Here is a 19,918-nt window from a genome sequence, read left to right on the forward strand (position 1 = left end):
TCGTCGTCGTCGCGCCCCCGATGACTCAGCGCCAGGGTGATGGCGGCCGGCATTCGCTGGTCGCCATCGCCCACGTGCGGCTGATGATCGTGCTGCTGCTGTTCGCGGCGGGCGTGGCGATGGTGCTGCTCCGGCTGGCGACGCTCGCCATCTCGACCTCGCCCGCATCGTCGCGCGACGCGGCGGCGGCGCTGGTGCCGTTGCGCGCCGACCTCGTCGACCGCAACGGGGCGCCGCTTGCCCGTACCATCGATGCCTGGTCCATCGCGGTGCGGCCGAACAAGGTGATCGGCGACAAGGCGCTGCTCGCCGAGCAGCTGGCGGCCGTCCTTCCCGAGCATGACGTCGGCTACTACCGCCGCATTCTCGGGGGCGACGCGACCTTCCGCTATCTGCGCCGCCGCGCGCTGCCGGAGCTGGTGGGGCAGGTGAATGCGCTGGGCGAGCCCGGCATCGTCTTCGCGCGCGAGCCGGAGCGGCTGTATCCGCAGTCCACGCTGGCCGCCCATGCGCTCGGCTATCTCGACATGGACGGCCGCGGCATGCGCGGCATGGAGCGCTATCTCGATACCCGCCTGACCGACCCGGCAGAGCGCGGCCAGCCGGTCGCGCTGTCCCTCGACGTGCGTGTCCAGGCGGCGCTGGAGAGCGAGCTCAGCCAGGCGATGGCGCGCTTCCAGGCGGTCGGCGCTGCCGGCGTCATCCTGGACGTCGATTCGGGGGAGGTGATGGCGATCACCTCGCTTCCCACTTTCAATCCCAACAAGGTGACGAGCGGCGGGTCCGAGCTCAACATCCCCACCCAGGGCGTCTACGAGCTCGGCTCGACCTTCAAGCCGCTGACGGTCGCCGCCGCGATCGAGACCGGCGTCGCGAGCTCGATGAGCAAGCGCTACGACGCGACCGTGCCGCTGCAGGTCGGCCGGTTCCGCATCCACGACGACCATGCCGAGCGCCGCTGGCTCAACATCCCGGAGACGCTGGTCCACTCGTCCAACATCGCCACCGCCCGTATCGCCGACGAGATGGGCGAGGCGCGGATGCGCACGCTCTTCCGCAGCCTGGGCTTCGACACGCCGCCCAGCATCGAGATCGAGAAGGCGCGCCCGATCTGGCCGACCTTCTGGGCGCGCACCACGACCATGACCTCCGCCTATGGCCATGGCATCGCGGTGACGCCGCTGCACCTCGCGACGGCCTATGCGACCATGGTCAACGGCGGCATCTGGCGCCCGGCGACGCTGCTCAAGCGCGAACCGGGCACGGTGCCCAAGGGGCGGCGCGTGTTCAGCCAAGCGACCAGCGACCGCATGCGCCAGCTGCTGCGGCTGGTGGTGCTGGAAGGCACCGGCCGGCGCGGCGAGGCTCCGGGTTTCCGCGTCGGCGCCAAGACCGGCACGGCCGAGCGGGTGTCGGGCGGCGGCTATTCCAAGAAGGTCAACGTCTCGACCTTTGCGGCGGTCTTCCCCATGGATCATCCGCGCTATGTGGTGATCGCGATGCTCGACTCGCCCAAGGGGACGAAGGAAACCTATGGCTTCACCAGCGCCGCCTGGACGGCCGCGCCGGTGGCCTCGCGGGTGATCAGCCGCACGGGGCCGCTGCTGGGGGTGATCCCGGATGCGCGGGCCGACGTCGACACGAGCGAACTGCGCGGGCTGCTCTGGCGCCCGTCCAGCCAAGACAAGAGTGCGGGACCGGAATGAAGTTGGGAACTCTCCTCGGCACCGAAGGCGGCCCGGCCGTCACGGGATTCGCCATCGACCATCGCAAGGTGGCCCCGGGCACGGTCTTCGGCGCGTTCGAGGGTGCGACGGTGAATGGCGAGGATTTCATTCCCGCGGCCGTCGCCGCCGGGGCCATCGCGGTGGTCGCGCGGCCGGAGGCGGTGGTCGAGGGCGCGGTGCACATCGCCGACCGCAACCCGCGCGAGCGCTTCGCCCGCCTCGCGGCCGCGTTCTTCGCGCCCTTCCCGGGAACCGCCGTCGCGGTGACCGGCACCAACGGCAAGACCTCGACGGTCGAGCTTACCCGCCAGCTGTGGCGCATGCAGGGGCACCACGCGGCCTCGATCGGCACGCTAGGCGTTACCACCGCCGACGATCGCGTCTCGACCGGCCTCACCACGCCCGACGTGGTGACGTTCCTTTCTAACGTCGCCGGCCTCGCCCGCGAGGGCGTGACCCATGTCGCCTTCGAGGCTTCGAGCCACGGCCTTTCGCAATATCGCACCGAGGGCCTGCCGGTTCGCGCCGCCGCCTTCACCAACCTCAGCCGCGACCACCTCGACTATCACGGCGACATGGCGACCTATTTCACCGCCAAGCTGCGCCTCTTCTCCGAAGTGCTCGACCCGGACGGCACGGCCGTCGTGTGGGTGGACGATCCCCACGCCGATCGCGTGATCGACCTCGCCCGCATGCGCGGCAACCGGCTGCTCACGGTGGGCGAGCATGGCGAGACGCTGCGCCTCGTCGGGCGCGACCCCACCTTGCTGGGTCAGACGCTCATGATCGAGGCGGAAGGGGAGACCCACAAGGTCAACCTGCCGCTGATCGGCGCCTATCAGGCCGCCAACGCACTCACCGCCGCCGCGCTGGTGCTGGCCACCGGCGGCGATCTCAAGGCGACGCTCGCCGGCCTGTCCCGGCTCCAGCCCGTGCGCGGCCGGCTGGAGCGCGCCGTCATCACCCGCAGCGGCGCGCCGGTGTATGTCGACTATGCGCACACCCCGGACGCGCTCGAGGCGGCGATCGCGGCGCTGAAGCCCCATGCCGCCGGCCGGCTGATCGTCGTGTTCGGTGCCGGCGGCGACCGCGACACCGGCAAGCGCAAGCCGATGGGGGCCGCGGCCGCCGCCGGAGCCGACCTGGTGATCGTCACCGACGACAACCCCCGCAGCGAGGATCCGGCCGCCATCCGCGCCCAGGTGCTCGAAGGGGCTCCGGCCGCCCGCGAGATCGGCGGCCGCCGCGATGCGATCGCTGCGGCCATCGCGGAAGCCGGGCCCGAGGACATCGTGCTGCTCGCCGGCAAGGGGCACGAACAGGGGCAGATCGTCGGGGATTTGGTGCTGCCGTTCGACGACGTGGCGGTGGCCCGGGAGTGTGCGGAGACGGCATGAAACCCTTGTGGACCTCGGCCGAGATCGCGGCTGCCACCGGCGGCACCGCCTCGGCCGAATTCGCCGCCAGCGGCGTCACCTTCGATTCGCGGGAGGTGGCACCCGGAGACCTGTTCGTCGCGCTGAGCGGTGAGGCGACCGACGGCCACCGCTTCCTCGACGGGGCCTTTGCCCGTGGTGCCGCCGGCGCGCTGGTATCGGTCGAGACGCCGCATCCGAGTGTCCGGGTGGCGGACACCACGGCCGGACTCGAGGCACTGGCCCGTGCCGCCCGCGCCCGCACGGATGCGACCGTGATCGGCGTCACCGGCTCGGTCGGCAAGACCGGCACCAAGGAGGCGTTGTTCGCGGCCCTCGACCGCGCGTCTCCGGGCAGCGCGCACCGCTCGGTCAAGAGCTACAACAACCACACCGGCGTGCCCCTGAGCCTCGCGCGCATGCCGGCGGCGACCCGCTTCGGCGTGTTCGAGATGGGGATGAACCACGCGGGCGAACTGGCGGCGCTCACCCGCATCGTGCGCCCGCACATCGCGGTCGTCACCACCATCGCCCCGGCGCACACCGCCTTCTTCCCCTCCGAAGCGGCCATCGCCGACGCCAAGGGGGAGATCTTCCAGGGCCTGGAAGCCGGCGGCACCGCCATCATCCCCTTCGACAGCCCTCATCGCGACCGGCTGATCGCCGCGGCCCGCCCGCATGCGGGCCGGATCGTCACCTTCGGGCTGGGCGAGGGTGCGGACGTGCGCGCGGTCGAGCATGTCGCGATCGGCACCGGCGGCACCTTCGTCATCGCGCAGTTGGGGGACCGCGAGCTCAGCTTCACCCTGGCGCCTCCCGGCGTGCATTGGGTCGCGAACGCGATGGCCGTGCTCGCGGCGGTCGATGCGGCCGGCGGCGACCTCGCCCAGGCCGGCCTCGCGCTCGCGGACCTGCCGGGCCTTCCTGGCCGCGGCGCGCGCACCGAAATCGCGATCGGCGAGGGCAGCGCGCTGCTGATCGACGAGAGCTACAACGCCAATCCGGCCTCAATGCGCGCGACGCTCAAGGTGCTTGCCGAGGAACCGGGCCGCAGGCTCGCGGTGCTCGGCGAAATGCGCGAGCTCGGCGAGGCGAGCGACCGCTTCCATGCCGAGCTGGCGGGGCCCCTCGGCGAAGCGGGGGTTTCCCACGCCATATTGGTGGGCGCGGGCATGAAGGCCCTTGCCGAAGCCCTTGAGGGCACGGTCGATTTCGTCCATGTGCCCGACGCCGCTGCCGCGCAGGAGCGCCTTCTGGCGCTGCTTGCGCCGGGCGACGCGGTTCTCGTCAAGGGCTCGAATGGGGTGGGGCTGGCAGCCGTGGTCGCGGCGCTGGCGGAAAGAGGCTGATGCTGTATCTGATCGCCGAGACGCTGGGGTTTCCGGGCGTCCTGAACCTCGTCCGCTATCTGAGCTTCCGCAGCGGCGGTGCCGTTGCGACCGCGCTGCTGCTGGGGCTCATCATCGGCCCGTGGTTCATCGGCTGGCTGCGCGTCCGCCAGGGCAAGGGGCAGCCGATCCGCACCGACGGGCCGCAGACCCATCTCGCCAAGGTCGGCACGCCCACCATGGGCGGCCTGATGATCCTTACCTCGATGACGCTGTCCATCCTGCTGTGGATGGACCTGCGCAACCCGTTCGTCTGGGCGTGCCTGTTCGTGACGCTGGGCTTTGCGGCGATTGGCTTCCTCGACGACTATGACAAGGTGCGCAAGGCGAGCACCGCGGGCGTGCCCGGCCGGATCCGCCTGCTGCTGGAATTCGTGATCGCCGGTATCGCCAGCTGGCTGATCATCCGCGAGACGGGCACCCAGCTCTACGTGCCCTTCTTCTCCAACGTCGCGATCGACCTCGGGCCGTTCTACGTCGTCTTCGCCGCCTTCACGATCGTGGCGTTCGGCAATGCCGTGAACCTGACCGACGGGCTCGACGGCCTCGCGACCATGCCGGTCATCATCGCCTCGGTCGCGTTCATGGTGATCGCCTATCTGGCGGGCAACGCGAAGTTTGCCGCCTATCTCGGCATTCCCTATGTCGCAGGCGCGGGCGACCTCGCCATCCTGTGCGGCGCGATCGCGGGGGCGGGGCTCGCCTTCCTCTGGTTCAACGCGCCGCCGGCAGCCGTGTTCATGGGCGACACCGGCAGCCTTGCGCTGGGCGGCGCGCTCGGCGCGATCGCAGTGACCGCGCACCACGAGATCGTGCTCGGCATCATCGGCGGCCTGTTCGTGGTCGAGGCGCTCAGCGTCATCATCCAGGTGTTCTTCTACAAGCGCACCGGAAAGCGGGTGTTCAAGATGGCGCCGATCCACCATCATTTCGAACAGCTCGGATGGGCGGAGGCGACGGTGGTGATCCGCTTCTGGATTGTGGCGCTGGTGCTGGCATTGGCCGGCCTGTCGACGTTGAAGCTGCGATGATCGTCGCGGGCGGCTGGTCCGGCAGGCGCTATGCGGTGCTGGGGCTTGCACGCTCCGGCATCGCCACGGTCAACGCGCTGCTTGCCGGTGGCGCGAACGTCACTGCTTGGGACAGCGATCCCGCGCGCCGTAATGCCGTGAGTGGCGCCTCGCTCGCCGACCCGCTGGAGATCGACCTCGCCGGCTTCGACGGGATCATCGTCTCGCCGGGCGTGCCGCTCAACAGCCACCCGATCGCCGCAAGGGCCGCCGCCGCGGGCGTGCCGATCCTCGGCGACATCGAGCTGTTCGCGCAGGCCCGCGCCGACCTGCCGCCGCATCGCATCGTCGGCATCACCGGCACCAACGGCAAGTCGACCACGACGGCGCTGATCCATCACATCCTTCAGACGGCGGGCGTGCCAACCCTGATGGGCGGCAACATCGGCCTGCCGATCCTGGAGCAGCAGCCGCTTGTCGCAGGCGGCGTCTATGTGCTCGAACTGTCGAGCTACCAGATCGACCTCACCACCGCGCTCCACTGCGACGTGGCGGTGCTGCTCAACATCACGCCGGACCACCTCGACCGCTACGCCGGCTTCGACGCCTATGCCGCATCCAAGGCGCGGCTGTTCGCGATGCAGTCGCCCGGCCACGCCGCGATCATCGGCATCGGCGACACCCCCTCGGCGCTGATCGCCCGGCAGGTGGCACAGTCCGGTCGCAGCGCCGACCTCACCAAGATCGCGCCCGGCGTCTGCATGGACCAGTCGCGCTGGCCATCGCTCCAGGGGCCGCACAACGCCCAGAACGCACTCGCCGCGATCGCCGCATGCGAGGCGCTCGGTATCGGCAACGCCGCGATCGACGCGGGCCTCGCAAGCTTTGCCGGCCTTCCCCACCGCATGCAACGGGTGGGGGAGGTGAACGGCGTCGCCTTCATCGACGACAGCAAGGCGACCAATCCGGAGTCCGTCGCGCCCGCGCTCGCTGCCTTCCCGCGCGTCCACTGGATCCTGGGCGGCAAGCCCAAGGGCGACGATCTCGACGCCTGCCGCCCCGGCTTCGGCCATGTCGTGCGCGCTTATACGATCGGTGAGGCAGGCCCCCGCTTTGCCGAGGTGCTGGCCGCCGACCTGCCGGTGGAGGAAGCGGGCACGCTGGACGCCGCCGTCCGCGCCGCCGCCGCCCGTGCGAAGCCGGGCGAGGTAGTGCTCTTGTCGCCGGCCTGCGCCTCGTTCGACCAGTTCAGCGACTATGCCGAGCGTGGGCGCGCCTTTGCGCGCGCGGTGGAGGACCTGCGATGACCGATGTTGCGCGCGCCGATTCGCTCCGCGCCGATCCCCTGCGCGAGCGCGTCCAGCGGCATGTCGGCCGCGGCGCCCGCTCGCCGATCGGGCTGTGGTTCCGCGACATCGACCGCGTGCTGCTGCTGATCGCGATGCTGCTGGTCGCGCTCGGCCTGGTTGCCGTTGCCGCCGCCAGCCCCGCTACCGCGGTGCGTTATTCCAGCGGCGCGGTGAAGATCCCGGCGATGGCCTATTTCTGGCGCCAGGCGCTCTGGGTGGTGCTGTCCTTCCCGGTGATGATCGGGGTCTCCATGCTGCCCGCGACGGCAGCACGGCGCTTTGCACTGGGCGGGGCCGCCGTGTTCCTGGTGTTGCTGATGGCGACGCCGCTGATCGGGGTCGAGATCAACGGGGCCCGGCGCTGGATCGGGGTCGGGATCAGCCAGTTCCAGCCCTCCGAGTTCCTGAAACCGCTTTTCATCGTCGCGACCGCCTGGATCCTGTCGTTCCGCGCCAAGGATCCGCACCTGCCGGTGGTGCCGATCACCGGCGCGCTCACCGCGCTGGTGGGCTGCGTGCTGATGCTCCAGCCGGACTTCGGCCAGACGATCATCTTCGGCTCGGTGTGGCTGACGCTCTTGATGATCGCCGGCATCTCCACCCGGATCATGGCGTTGCTGGGTGCGCTCGGCGCGGGCGGCGTGGTCGCGGCCTATGTCTTCTACGATACTGCGCGCATCCGCATCGACAGCTTCCTCTTCCCCGATCCCAACGCCGTCCACACCGACAGCTACCAGACCGACATGGCGCATGCGGTGCTCACCGCCGGCGGCATCACCGGCACGGGGCCGGGCGGCGGCCGCATCAAGTTCAAGCTGCCGGAAGCGCACACCGACTATATCTACGCCGTGGTCGGCGAGGAGTTCGGCCTGATCGCCTGCGCCGCGATCGCGCTGCTGTTCCTGGCGCTGGTGGTGCGCGTGTTCGTGCGGCTGCTGGACGAGGAGGATGCCTTTCGCCTGCTCGCCGCCGCCGGCCTTGCCGTGCAGTTCGGATTGCAGGCGCTGATCAACATGGCGGTGAACACCGGCATCGCACCGTCGAAGGGCATGACCCTGCCGTTCATCAGCTATGGCGGCTCCTCGATGATCGCGCTGTCGCTCGGCATGGGACTGCTGCTCGCTTTCACGCGCCGGAACCCGTATCTGACGCGATCTCCCTACGGTACCCGGTGGAACGGTTGATGCGCGGATCGAAACATTATGTCCTGGCAGCTGGCGGCACGGGGGGGCACATGGTCCCCGCGGCGGCCCTTGCGACGGAGCTGACCGCGCGCGGACACCGCGTCGCGCTGGTCAGCGACGGGCGGGGCGTGCGCTTCCCGGGGCTGTTCGAGGATGTGCAGACCCATGTGCTGCCCGCTGGCCGCCTTCAGGGTGGGCCGATGGGGTGGCTTCGCGCCGGGCGGCAGATGCTCGCCGGCCGCGCGATGGCGATGACGCTGTACGACACCTTCCACCCGGCAGCTGTCATCGGCTTCGGCGGCTATCCCGCGCTTCCGGCTTTGCTCGGCGCCTTCGCGCGCAAGGTGCCGACCATCATCCACGAGCAGAACGCCGTGCTCGGCCGGGTCAACCGCCTGGTGGCCGGTCGCGTCGACGCGATCGCCACGTCCTACGAGGACGTCCAGCGGCTGAAGCCCACCTATGCGGGCAAGGTCCACCTCGTGGGCAATCCGGTTCGGGAGTCGGTGCTGGCGCTGCGCGACCGGCCGTTTCCCACCCCGGAAGAGGATGGCCTGTTCCGCGTGCTCGTTACCGGCGGCAGCCAGGGCGCCAGCATCCTCAGCCAGGTGGTGCCCGACGGTCTCGCGCTGCTTCCGCTCCACTTCCGCCGACGCCTGCAGGTGACGCACCAGGCGCGGATCGAGGACATCGACCGCGTGCGCGCGCAATATGCCGAGCACGGCATTCCGGCCGAGATCGCCACCTATCTGCCCGACCTGCCGGAACGCCTTGCCTGGAGCCATGTCGTGATCGCCCGCGCCGGTGCCTCGACCATCTCCGAACTCACTGCGGCCGGCCGTCCGGCGATCCTGGTGCCGCTCCCCAGCGCCACCGACGATCACCAGACCGTGAACGCGCGCGAGATCACGCAGGCAGGCGGCGCACGCACCATTCCGCAGACCGCCTTCACCCCGACCGAACTCGCCAAGCAGATCCAGAAGCTCGGCCTCGAGCCGCAGGCGCTGGAGAATGCCGCGCTTCGCGCGCGCAGCTGCGGTCGTCCCTATGCGGTCCGCGACCTCGCCGATCTGGTCGAAAGCATCGACTCGCGCCCGGCCAGGATCCCGGGCGGATCGGCCAGGCCTGCCCCCGCGCGGGAGGCGCTGGCATGAAGGGCGTCGCAACCGACATCGGCACGATCCACTTCGTCGGCATCGGCGGCATCGGCATGTCCGGCATCGCCGAGGTGATGAAGAACCTGGGCTATCGGGTGCAGGGCTCCGACGTGGCTGAGGGCTATGTCGTGCAGGGCCTGCGCGACCGCGGCATCCCGGTGGCGATCGGCCATGCCGCCGCCAACCTCGGCGACGCGGCGGTGGTCGTCACCTCCACCGCGATCCAGCGCGGCAACCCGGAGGTCGAGGCTGCGCTCGCCCGCCGTGTACCGGTCGTGCGCCGCGCCGAGATGCTCGCCGAGCTGATGCGCCTGAAGTCCACGGTCGCGGTCGCCGGCACCCACGGGAAAACCACCACCACCTCGCTGATCGCAGCCCTGCTCGATGCCGGCGGAGTCGACCCCACCGTAATCAACGGCGGCATCATCAACGCCTATGGCTCCAACGCACGACTGGGCGCCAGCGACTGGATGGTGGTGGAGGCCGACGAGAGCGACGGCAGCTTCCTGCGCCTGGACGGCACCATGGCAGTCGTCACCAACATCGATCCCGAGCATCTCGATCACTACGGTTCGTTCGATCGCGCCAAGGACGCGTACGTCGAGTTCGTCGAGAACGTGCCCTTCTATGGCGCCGCGATCCTGTGCCTCGATCATCCGGAGGTGCAGGCGATCATCCCGCGCGTGCGCGACCGCCGGATCGTGACCTACGGCTTCGCAGCGCAAGCCGATGTGCGCGGCACCAACATCGTGTCGAAGGACGGCTGCAACCGCTTCGACGCGGTGGTGCGGGAACGCGACGGCAGCCAGCGCACCATCACCGGCATCGTCCTGCCGATGGCCGGTCGCCACAACGTGCAGAACGCGCTCGCTGCCATTGCCGTGGCGATCGAGATGGGCATCGACGATGCCACCATTGCCAGCGGCTTCGGTGCCTTCGGCGGAGTGAAGCGCCGCTTCACCAAGGTCGGGACGGTCGCCGAGCCGGCGATGACGGTGATCGACGACTATGCGCATCACCCCGTCGAGATCCGCGCCGTGCTCTCCGCCGCGCGCGAAGCCTCCGCCGGGCGGGTGATCGCGGTGGTGCAGCCGCACCGCTATTCGCGGCTGGGCGCGCTGATGGATGAGTTCGCACAGGCGTTCAACGATGCCGATGCGGTCTATGCGCTCCCCGTCTATGCGGCGGGCGAGGCGCCGGTCGAGGGGGTGAGCGGGGAGGCGCTGGCCGAGCGCATCTGCCGCCGCGGTCACCGCTCTGCGCGCTCGGTCGCGGATGCCGAGACGCTCGCACAGCTGCTCGCCGCCGACGCGCGGGAGGGCGACCTGATCGTCTGCCTGGGTGCAGGGGATATCACCAAGACCGCCGCCGGCCTCGCGGACGCGATCGTCCAGGCGGCGCGCGTGGAGCAGGCGGCATGAGCGACTGGTTCAAGACGGCGACCGAGGCGCAGCGCGAGCTCTTCCGCGCCCACGAGGCGCAGGTCGACGCCGTTCGCCGCATGTTGCAGGCCGGAGGCAAGGCCGCCGACTTCCAGGACGCCGGCCGCCGCGCGGCAGAGGCGCAGTGGACGGCATGGCTCGCCTGGGCGAAGCTGTGGGGCTGGACCAAGTGAGCACCGCCCTCCGCCTCGAGACGAGCGCGCTGCCCCCGGTCGCCGGCAGGGTCGAGCCGCAGGGCTCGCTCGCCGATTTCATCTGGTTCCGCACCGGCGGCCCGGCGGAGTGGCTGGTGCGGCCCGACACGGTCGAGGCACTGGCGGATCTCCTCGCCGCCCTCGATCCGGACGTGCCGGTGCTCCCGGTCGGGGTCGGCTCCAACCTCATCGTGCGCGACGGTGGCGTGCCCGGAGTTGTCGTGCGCCTGCCCAAGGCGATGGCGCGCGTCTCCGTCGAGCCCGGCAACCGCGTGCGGGCAGGGGCGGGGGCGATGGGCATCACCGTGGCCTCCGCGGCGCGCGACGCCGGCATCGCCGGGCTCGAGTTCCTGCGCGGGATTCCCGGCACGGTCGGCGGCGCGGTGCGCATGAACGCCGGCGCCTATGGCCGCGACACCAGCGACATTCTGGTCGAGGCGACCGTCGTCACGCGCGCCGGTGCGATCGAGACCTGGCCCGCCGAGCGGCTGGGCTACACCTATCGCCACTCCGAGCTGCCGGCCGGCGCCGTGGTGGTCGAGGCGGTGTTCGAGGGCACGCCCGGCGACCCCGCCGCGATCGGCGCCGAGATGGACCGCATCGCCGCCGAGCGCGAGGCGTCGCAGCCGCTGCGCAGCCGCACGGGCGGATCGACCTTCAAGAACCCGGACGGCCACAAGGCCTGGGCGCTGATCGACGCCGCCGGCTGTCGCGGCCTGCGCCGCGGCGACGCGCAGGTCAGCGAGAAACATTGCAACTTCCTCCTCAACCTGGGTGCGGCGAGCAGCGCCGAGATCGAGGCGCTGGCCGAGGAAGTGCGCGCACGGGTGAAGGCCCATTCCGGCGTCGAGCTGGAATGGGAGATCCAGCGCGTGGGGCTTGCCCAGTGATGCCGCGCACCATCGTTCTGGCCGCGAGCCAAGGAGTTTCCCTGTGACCGAGCGCACCCTTCACATCGCCGTGCTGATGGGCGGCTGGTCGGCCGAGCGTCCGGTCTCGCTGATGTCGGGCTCGGGGGTCGCGGATGCGCTGGAGTCGCTCGGCCACCGGGTGACCCGCATCGACATGGATCGCGACGTCGCGCTTCGCCTGGCAGAGACGAAGCCCGACGTGGTGTTCAACGCGCTGCACGGCTCGCCCGGTGAGGACGGCACGGTGCAGGGCATGCTCGACCTGATGGGACTGCCCTATACCCATTCCGGCCTCGCCACCTCGGTCATCGCGATCGACAAGCAGCTCACCAAGCAGGCGCTGGTGCCGCACGGCATCCCGATGCCTGGGGGCCGCATCGTCGGCACCGAGGAGTTGTTCGAGCGCGATCCGCTGCCGCGCCCCTATGTGCTGAAGCCCGTCAACGAGGGGTCCTCGGTCGGCGTCGCCATCGTCACGGACGAGGGCAACTATGGCAACCCGATCGCGCGCGAGGCGACCGGCCCCTGGCAGGAGTTCGACGAACTGCTGGCCGAGCCGTTCATCCGCGGTCGCGAGCTCACCACGGCGGTGCTGGGTGACCGCGCGCTTGCCGTCACCGAACTGCGCCCCAAGTCCGGCTTCTACGACTTCGACGCGAAATACACCGAGGGGCTTACCGAGCACGTCTGCCCGGCCGACATCCCCGAGGACATCGCCGAGGCGTGCAAGGCGATCGCGGTCGCCGCCCACCAGCGGCTCGGCTGCCGCGGCGCGTCGCGTTCCGACTTCCGCTGGGACGACAGCCAGGGTGTCGAGGGTCTGTTCCTGCTGGAGGTCAACACCCAGCCGGGCATGACCCCGCTCAGCCTGGTGCCCGAACAGGCACGCGCGGTGGGCATGTCCTATCCGCAGCTGGTGCAGTGGATCGTCGACGAGGCCCTCACCCACGGAGCGACCGAATGAGCCGTGCAAGTTCTCGTCGCCCGGCACCGTCGCGCACGGTGAAGCCCAAGCGCCGCCCGCAGCCCAAGCGCCAGCGCCGCGCCTCGATCCTCGACCACGCCCTGGCCCGCGTGCCCGGCGGCGAGGCGACCGTGAAGAAGGCGGCTGCCTGGGGCATCACCGCGCTCGTCGGCGGCGCTGCCATCGCCGCGGCCGGCTGGCTCGGCGTCTTCGGCCTGGTCGGCACCGCCATGGCGGAGGGCATCGGCAGCCTCGGCTTCCGCGTCGCCCAGATCGAGGTGACCGGTCTCAAGCGCATGGACGCCAATTCGGTCTATGCCGTGGCGCTCGACCAGCGTTCGCGCGCGATGCCGCTGGTGGACCTGAACGGCACCCGCGACCGGCTGCTCGAATATGGCTGGATCGCGGACGCGCGCGTGTCGCGGCGGCTCCCTGACACCCTCGTGATCGACGTGGTCGAGCGCGATCCGGCGGCCGTCTGGCAGAACAACGGCCAGCTGATGCTGATCGACCACAAGGGCGTGCTGCTCGACGAGGTGCCCGCGCATGCGATCCCGCGCCTGCCGCTGGTGATCGGGGAGGGCGCCAATGCGCAGGAGCCGGCCTATCAGCGGCTGATCGCCGCGGCGCCTGCGCTGCGGCCGATGGTGAAGGCCGCGACCTGGGTCGGCAATCGCCGCTGGGACCTGCTGTTCCAGTCGGGCGAGACGCTGGTGCTGCCGGAAGGCGAAAAGGCGGCGGCGAATGCGCTGGTCAAGTTCGCGCAGATGGACGGCACCATGGGGCTGCTGGGCAAGGGCTATGCCCGGTTCGACCTGCGCGATCCCAGCAAGCTGGTGGTACGCATGGCGCCGGGTGCCGCAGCCGCGCCCGCGGCCGACGATGCCGCGCCCGGCAACGCGGCGGAAGGGGCTGCGCCTGCCGGCCAGGGCAACGAGACAGGCAGCGTAGAGACAGGCAGCACGGGCGTCGTTTAAGGGGCAGGCGATGGCGAAGGTAGCACCGGAAGGATTGATCACCGCACTCGACATCGGATCGTCGAAGGTGTCGGCGCTGATCGCGCAAAAGGGGGACGGCGGCGAGCTGGTGGTGCTGGGCACCGGCCAGCGCGAGAGCCGCGGCGTCAAGCGCGGCTATATCGCCGACATGAAGGCGACCGAGACCGCGGTGCGCGAGGCGGTGGAGCAGGCGGAACGCATCGCCGGGCTCAACATCGAGGACGTGTGGGTCAGCTTTTCGGCCGGCGGACTGCTATCGGACATCGTCAAGCTGGAGGTCGACCTGGGCGGCCACCGCGTCGAGCAGTCGGACGTGGACGCGCTGCTGAAGGCGGGCCGCAACGCCATCGACCCCGGTGCGCTGATGGTCATGCACGCCCAACCGATGCGCTATTCGCTCGACGGCCTCGGCGGCGTCCGCGACCCGATGGGGCTCCATGCCGATCGCCTGGGCGTGGAAATTCACGTTGTCGCGACCGAAGGTTCGCCGGTCCGCAACCTCGATCTCTGCGTCCGCTCGGCGCACCTGGAGGTGAAGTCGATCATCGCCGCGCCCGTGGCGACCGGCCTTGCGTGCCTGTCGGAGGAGGAGCGCGAACTCGGTGTCGCCCTGGTCGAGATCGGCGCGGGCGTCACCAACGTCTCGGTGTTCGCGAACGGCGTGCTCACCGGCCTCGCCTCGATCGCGATGGGAGCGGCCGACATCACCGACGACGTCGCCTCCGCGTTCGGCACCGGCCGCAGCCAGGCCGAGCGGCTGAAGTGCTTCTATGGCTCCGCCAACATGAGCCCGCGCGACAACCACGACATGATCGACGTGGCGCCGGTCCGCCCCGACGAGGATGCCGAGGGCACACGCATCACCCGGGCCCAGCTGATTGCGGTGATCCGCCAGCGGCTCGACCGGCTGATGGCGGAGATCCAGAAGGAGCTGCGCAAGCTCCACTTCGACGATCCGGTCGGGCGCCAGGTGGTGCTCACCGGCGGCGGCGCGGAGCTGAAGGGCATCGCCGACTATGCGCAGCAGGCGCTCGGCCGCACGGTCCGGGTCGGGCGTGCGCGTGGGCTGACCGCGTTGCCGGAGGCGCATTCGGGCCCCGGCTTCGCCACGCTCGCAGGGCTGGCGATGTTCGCGGCGTCCGATCCGGTCGATCTGAGGGCGATTCAGCCGACCCATCAGGTGGTCACGCGGCCCAGCCCGATGGCGATGCTGCAGCGCCTGATGGCCGCCTTTCGGACCAACTACTGAAGATTCGCTACGGATGGTGGCAAACGGGGCTAGAGTCCCCCAAGCCGTTGGTGCAGAAGAAACTAGTTAGGCGGTTGCTGGCCAGCGGCCGGCCCGCTTCGGGAGATCAGGAATGAGCATCGAATTTCTTCCGCCGGACCTCGACGATCTGACGCCGCGCATTTCGGTGATCGGCGTCGGCGGGGCGGGCGGCAACGCCATCGCGAACATGATCCGCGCCGACGTGCAGGGCGTGGAGTTCCTGGTCGCCAATACCGACGCGCAGGCGTTGAAGCAGTCGGAAGCGCCGCAACGCATCCAGCTGGGCGTCAAGATCACGCAGGGCCTGGGCGCCGGCAGCCGGCCCGAGATCGGCCGTGCCGCGGCTGAGGAAACCATCGAGCAGGTGCAGGAAGCGCTGCAGGGCGCGCACATGTGCTTCATCGCCGCCGGCATGGGCGGCGGCACCGGCACCGGTGCAGCGCCGGTGATCGCCAAGGCGGCGCGCGAGATGGGCATCCTGACCGTCGGCGTCGTGACCAAGCCCTTCTCGTTCGAAGGCAAGAAGCGCGCCCGCTCGGCCGACGCCGGGATCGAGGAGCTTCAGAAGTACGTCGACACGCTGATCGTCATCCCGAACCAGAACCTGTTCCTGATCGCCAACGCCAACACGACGTTCAAGCAGGCGTTCGAAATGGCGGACGAGGTGCTGCAGCAGGGCGTGCGCGGCATCACCGACCTGATGGTCATGCCCGGCCTCATCAACCTCGACTTCGCCGACGTCCGCTCGGTGATGCAGGAGATGGGCAAGGCGATGATGGGCACCGGCGAGGCCGAGGGCGACAGCCGCGCCATCGAGGCCGCGCAGAAGGCGATCGCCAACCCGCTGCTTGACGGCGTGTCGCTGAACGGCGCCAAGGGCGTGATCGTCTCGATCACCGGCGGCGACGACATGCGCCTGCTCGAGGTCGACGAGGCGGCGAACCACATCCGCGAGCTGGTGGACGACGACGCCAACATCATCTGGGGTTCGGCGTTCAACCCGGAGCTGGAAGGCAAGATCCGCGTGTCGGTGGTCGCCACCGGCATAGAGGCAAGCTCGCCCGCGCAGCAGGCAGCGGCTGCAGTCGCTGCCGAGCCGGCGCGCACCTCCTTCTCCTTCGGCGGCAGCCGTCGTCCCGCTCCGGCAAGCGAGCCGCAGGCCGTCGAGGCTCCGGTCCAGCCGGCACCGCAGCCCGCGCCGGTACCGCAGGCGGCAGCACCCCAGGCCCAGCCGGTCGCCGCTCCGCAGCCGGTCCAGGCAGCCCAGCCCGCGCCGCAGCCGCCGGTCGAGGATGACGAGCTGGTGCTCGGCGCGGACACCATGGTCCCGCAGCAGGCAGCCGCGCCGGCCCCGGCACCCAAGCCGTCGGCAGACGAGCCGCGTCCCGGTTTCGAGGCGCGCCGTCGCTGGCTGACCCCGGGCACCGAGGCGCCGGCCGGTGAGGAGCAGGGAAGCGGCCGCAGCCGTCCGGGCGGTACGCTGTTCGAGCGGATGGCGAACGCCGGCCGCGCACCGGCGCGCGGGGAGGAGACGGCCAAGGAGCCGCTCGACATCCCGCGCTTCCTGCACCGCCAGAACAACCAATAAGGCTGGTGGCCGGGCGCCTCCCTGGGGCGCCCGGCCATCCCTCCGGACGCAGTTCGTCCCCTGAGGGTATCGTCTGGTCGCCCGGTGCGCGGGGCGCAGCTTTCCGTATTCCGCCTCCGCTCTTAAGATGGCTGCACCCATGAACCGTTTCCCGACCACCGGTCGCGGGGCGTTGCTGCCAACGCTGCTCGCCGCCTCCTGCCTCGCCCTGGCGCAGGCGAGCCTTCAACCCGCATGGGGCCAGGCGATCGTCCAGCAGCCGACCCCGAACGCGGACCGCCTGTCCGAACAGATGCGGATCCTGGCAACCAGCCCGACCGACCTCAACGCCCTGATCGAGGCGGGCCGGCTGAGCACCCGCCTCGGCGACCCGGAGGCCTCGGTGCAGTTCTTCGCCCGCGCCGAGAAGGTGGCGCCCGGCGATCCGCGCGTGCTCGCAGGACGCGCCTCCGCGCTGCTGTCGATGGAGCGACCGGGAGAGGCGATGCGCCTCTTCGCCGCGGCCGAACGCGCGGGCCTCGCGGCGCGCTATTTCGCGGCCGACCGCGGGCTCGCCTTCGACCTGCTCGGCTATCCCACCAATGCGCAGCGCGACTACCGGCTCGCGCTTTCGGCCGAGCAGGATGACGAGATCGTCCGCCGCCTCGCGCTGTCGCTCGGCATCACCGGCGACGTGCGCGCCGCCAACCAGCTGCTCGACCCGCTGCTCCGCCAGAGCGACCGTGCGGCGTGGCGCGTCCACGCCTGCGTCCTTGCCATGCAGGGCGATGCGGCCGGTGCCGACCGGATCGCCGCCACCATGCTCCCGGGCTTCGGCACCCAGCTCGCGCCCTTCTTCCGCCGCCTGCCGTCGCTTTCGCCCGCCGATCGCGCCTTTGCCGTGCACTTCGGTCGCCTGGGAACCACGCCCGCCCGCATCGCCGACGCTCGGCTCGCGCCCCCGATCGTGCCGGCACCGCGTGCCGAGGCGCCGGTCGCCGTCGCGGCGGCGGCCACGCCGGTGCAGCCGGTGCAGACGGCCACGCGCCCCCGCAAGCTCTCCGGGCGGGAGCGCCGCGCCGCCGCGGCCGCCGCCCGCCGCGAGACCGAGGCCCGCCAGCGCGAGGCCGAGCTCGCCGCGGCCCGCAAGGCGGAGGCGGATCGCGTCGCCGAGGCGGCGCGCGTGGCCGAAGCCGCCCGTGCCGCTGAAGCCGCCCGCCTCGCCCAGGTCGCGCGCGCGGCCGAGGCGGCCCGCACCGCGGCCGCTGCAGAAGCCGCGCGCCGGGCAGAAGCCGAACGCGTCGCCCAGGCGCAGCGTGCCGCAGAGGCTGCCCGGCTCGCCGAGGCACAGCGCCTGGCGGAGGCCGCGCGCCTCGCCGATGCGCAGCGGGCTGCTGCCGCCGCCGCCGCCCGGGAAGCGCGCGACGCCGCGGCCGCCGCGCCGGTGCAGCTTGCCTCCGCCCCCCAGCCGCCGGCGCCCGCGCGCAGCGATGCCGCCGCCGCTGCCACCGACACCACGCTTGCGACCATTATCCGCAACCTCACGATCCCGGCGACCGAGCTGGGTGTCGCGCCGCTGCCCTCCGCCGCGCCCGCCCCCGCACCGGTGACGCCTGCGGCGACGGTCCCCGTTGCGCCCCCGGTTCGTGTCGAGCCCGCCCGGCCCGAGCCCAAGCCGACGCCTGCTAAGGCTGCCGCGGCGCGCGAGCCCGAAAAGCCTGCCGCCAAGGAGCCGACAGCCAAGGTCAAGGAAGCCGCCGCAAAGCCCGGCAGCGCCAAGACGGCGGCAAAGGACGATCCCAAGGCGGCGACCGCGAAGGCCAAGACGAAGGCGCCGGCCAAGCCCGATCCCGCCAAGCGCGATCCCGCGCGCGCCTGGGTGCAGGTTGCGGGCGGCGCCAACAAGGCAGACCTGCCGAAGGCGTATCGCGCGCTGGGCGCCAAGGCGGCGGCGCTCAAGGGCCGGCAGGCGTGGACCACGCCGCTGCGTGCCACCAATCGGCTGCTGGTGGGGCCGTTCAAGACCGACGACGAGGCGCAGGCTTTCGTCAACACGCTCGCCAAGCAGGGCCTTTCCGCCTTTGCCTGGACCAGCGAACCCGGACAGAAGATCGAGCAGCTTCCCAAGTGACCAGACAACAGGCGCCCTGGGCGGCGGACCCTCGGGCGCACGGCGGACGCCTGCACGACGAGGGCAACGAGACGGCGCGCGGCCCCCGCGACGCGTTCCAGCGCGATCGCGATCGCATCATCCACTCGATCAGCTTCCGGCGCCTGCGCCACAAGACGCAGGTGTTCATGGCGCCGGACGGCGACCATTTCCGCGTCCGTCTGACCCACAGCCTCGAGGTCGCGCAGATCGGCCGCGCGATCGCCCGCGCACTGGGGCTGAACGAGGATCTGACCGAGGCGCTGTGCCTGGCGCACGACATCGGCCACCCGCCGTTCGGCCATGCCGGCGAGGATGCGCTCAAGGACGCGCTGATGGGCGCCGGCGGCTTCGACCACAACGGCCACACGCTGCGCACCCTGACATTGCTCGACAGCCCCTATCCGCGCTGGCGGGGGCTCAACCTCACCTGGGACACGCTGGAGGGGCTCGCCAAGCACAACGGGCCGGTCCGCCGCCCCGGCTGGGCGCTGGCCGAGGCCGACGCCGCCTTTCCCCTGCGCATGGGCGAATGGTCGTCGCTGGAGGCGCAGGTCGCAGCCCTCGCCGACGACATCGCCTACGACAACCACGACATTGACGACGGCCTGCGTGCGGGGCTGCTGACCTTTGATCAGATGCTGGCGGTGGGGATCGTCGCCGAGCGCTGGGACGAGGTGCGCGCGCAATTCCCCGACGACCCGCCCGATCGGCTGGTGGGCGAGCTGATCCGCGCGCAGATCGGTGCCATGGTCAACGATCTGATCGCCGAGACGCGCCGCCGCATTGCCGACAGCGGCGTGCAGAGCGTCGCGGACGTGCGCGCCTGCGGCCGCTGCCTCGTAGGCTTCTCGGACAAGGTCCGCGAGCAGGAGCGCACGCTCAAGCGCTTCATGTACGCCAACCTCTACCACCACCCCTCGCAGCTTGCGGCCGCGGATGCGGCGCGCACGGTGGTGACGGGTCTGTTCGCCGCCTATCGGGACGACCCGGCGTTGTTGCCCGACGGCTGGGGCACCGATCTTCCCGCGGACGAGCCCGGCCGCAGCCGCCACATCGCCGACTTCATCGCCGGCATGACCGACCGCTTCGCCATCGCGCGTTATCGCGAGCTGGTGGGGGATCTGAGCTTGCCGGAAGGGTTCTAGGGAGGGCCGCAGCTTAGCGTCGTATTCCCGCGCAGGCGGGAACCC

The 19,918-nt window shown here is 71.0% G+C and carries 16 protein-coding genes; all 16 read left to right on the forward strand.

Features of this window, described 5'->3' with window-relative positions:
* Nucleotides 1-20 precede the first annotated feature (20 nt).
* The 16 genes from EO081_RS11900 to EO081_RS11975 all read left to right on the forward strand — a co-directional run bounded on the left by EO081_RS11900 (nt 21) and on the right by EO081_RS11975 (nt 19,873).
* On the forward strand, nt 21-1,706 hold the full coding sequence (locus EO081_RS11900; RefSeq protein ID WP_221215075.1) for a peptidoglycan D,D-transpeptidase FtsI family protein: 1,686 nt from the start codon (nt 21-23) through the stop codon (nt 1,704-1,706).
* Nucleotides 1,703-3,124 (forward strand): UDP-N-acetylmuramoyl-L-alanyl-D-glutamate--2,6-diaminopimelate ligase, encoded by a 1,422-nt coding sequence (locus tag EO081_RS11905; RefSeq protein WP_129342116.1) that lies wholly within the window; start codon nt 1,703-1,705, stop codon nt 3,122-3,124. The genes EO081_RS11900 and EO081_RS11905 overlap by 4 nt, the downstream gene beginning before the upstream one ends.
* On the forward strand, nt 3,121-4,491 hold the full coding sequence (locus EO081_RS11910; RefSeq protein ID WP_129342117.1) for a UDP-N-acetylmuramoyl-tripeptide--D-alanyl-D-alanine ligase: 1,371 nt from the start codon (nt 3,121-3,123) through the stop codon (nt 4,489-4,491). Before EO081_RS11905 ends, EO081_RS11910 begins: the two co-directional genes overlap by 4 nt.
* Complete coding sequence (gene mraY / locus EO081_RS11915; RefSeq protein WP_129342118.1) at nt 4,491-5,561, forward strand: phospho-N-acetylmuramoyl-pentapeptide-transferase; 1,071 nt, start codon at nt 4,491-4,493, stop codon at nt 5,559-5,561. The genes EO081_RS11910 and mraY overlap by 1 nt, the downstream gene beginning before the upstream one ends.
* Complete coding sequence (murD, locus tag EO081_RS11920; RefSeq protein WP_129342119.1) at nt 5,558-6,847, forward strand: UDP-N-acetylmuramoyl-L-alanine--D-glutamate ligase; 1,290 nt, start codon at nt 5,558-5,560, stop codon at nt 6,845-6,847. The genes mraY and murD overlap by 4 nt, the downstream gene beginning before the upstream one ends.
* Nucleotides 6,844-8,073: an FtsW/RodA/SpoVE family cell cycle protein gene (locus tag EO081_RS11925; RefSeq protein ID WP_129342120.1), complete on the forward strand. Its 1,230-nt coding sequence runs from the start codon at nt 6,844-6,846 to the stop codon at nt 8,071-8,073. Before murD ends, EO081_RS11925 begins: the two co-directional genes overlap by 4 nt.
* A complete protein-coding gene (murG, locus tag EO081_RS11930; protein WP_129342121.1) occupies nt 8,073-9,227 on the forward strand; it encodes an undecaprenyldiphospho-muramoylpentapeptide beta-N-acetylglucosaminyltransferase in 1,155 nt (384 codons plus the stop codon). The genes EO081_RS11925 and murG overlap by 1 nt, the downstream gene beginning before the upstream one ends.
* Nucleotides 9,224-10,651: a UDP-N-acetylmuramate--L-alanine ligase gene (gene murC / locus EO081_RS11935; protein ID WP_129342122.1), complete on the forward strand. Its 1,428-nt coding sequence runs from the start codon at nt 9,224-9,226 to the stop codon at nt 10,649-10,651. The genes murG and murC overlap by 4 nt, the downstream gene beginning before the upstream one ends.
* Entirely contained in the window at nt 10,648-10,845 is a 198-nt protein-coding gene (locus tag EO081_RS11940; protein ID WP_129342123.1) for a hypothetical protein, read from the forward strand. The genes murC and EO081_RS11940 overlap by 4 nt, the downstream gene beginning before the upstream one ends.
* On the forward strand, nt 10,842-11,756 hold the full coding sequence (gene murB / locus EO081_RS11945; protein ID WP_240697648.1) for a UDP-N-acetylmuramate dehydrogenase: 915 nt from the start codon (nt 10,842-10,844) through the stop codon (nt 11,754-11,756). Before EO081_RS11940 ends, murB begins: the two co-directional genes overlap by 4 nt.
* A gap of 43 nt (nt 11,757-11,799) precedes the next feature.
* Complete coding sequence (locus EO081_RS11950; protein WP_129342124.1) at nt 11,800-12,741, forward strand: D-alanine--D-alanine ligase; 942 nt, start codon at nt 11,800-11,802, stop codon at nt 12,739-12,741.
* Nucleotides 12,738-13,718 carry a cell division protein FtsQ/DivIB gene (locus EO081_RS11955; protein ID WP_129342125.1) on the forward strand — a complete coding sequence of 327 codons (981 nt, stop codon included), beginning with the start codon at nt 12,738-12,740 and terminating at the stop codon, nt 13,716-13,718. Before EO081_RS11950 ends, EO081_RS11955 begins: the two co-directional genes overlap by 4 nt.
* 10 nt (nt 13,719-13,728) lie before the next feature.
* Complete coding sequence (gene ftsA, locus EO081_RS11960) at nt 13,729-14,988, forward strand: cell division protein FtsA (RefSeq protein ID WP_129342126.1); 1,260 nt, start codon at nt 13,729-13,731, stop codon at nt 14,986-14,988.
* Between the two features lie 112 nt (nt 14,989-15,100).
* Nucleotides 15,101-16,597 (forward strand): cell division protein FtsZ, encoded by a 1,497-nt coding sequence (gene ftsZ, locus EO081_RS11965; RefSeq protein WP_129342127.1) that lies wholly within the window; start codon nt 15,101-15,103, stop codon nt 16,595-16,597.
* Nucleotides 16,598-16,736: 139 nt separating this feature from the next.
* On the forward strand, nt 16,737-18,707 hold the full coding sequence (locus EO081_RS11970; protein ID WP_129342128.1) for a tetratricopeptide repeat protein: 1,971 nt from the start codon (nt 16,737-16,739) through the stop codon (nt 18,705-18,707).
* Nucleotides 18,704-19,873 carry a deoxyguanosinetriphosphate triphosphohydrolase gene (locus tag EO081_RS11975; protein ID WP_129342129.1) on the forward strand — a complete coding sequence of 390 codons (1,170 nt, stop codon included), beginning with the start codon at nt 18,704-18,706 and terminating at the stop codon, nt 19,871-19,873. Before EO081_RS11970 ends, EO081_RS11975 begins: the two co-directional genes overlap by 4 nt.
* The last annotated feature ends 45 nt before the right edge of the window (nt 19,874-19,918 follow it).

The organism is Sphingomonas desiccabilis (assembly GCF_004135605.1).
Lineage (GTDB): Bacteria > Pseudomonadota > Alphaproteobacteria > Sphingomonadales > Sphingomonadaceae > Sphingomonas > Sphingomonas desiccabilis.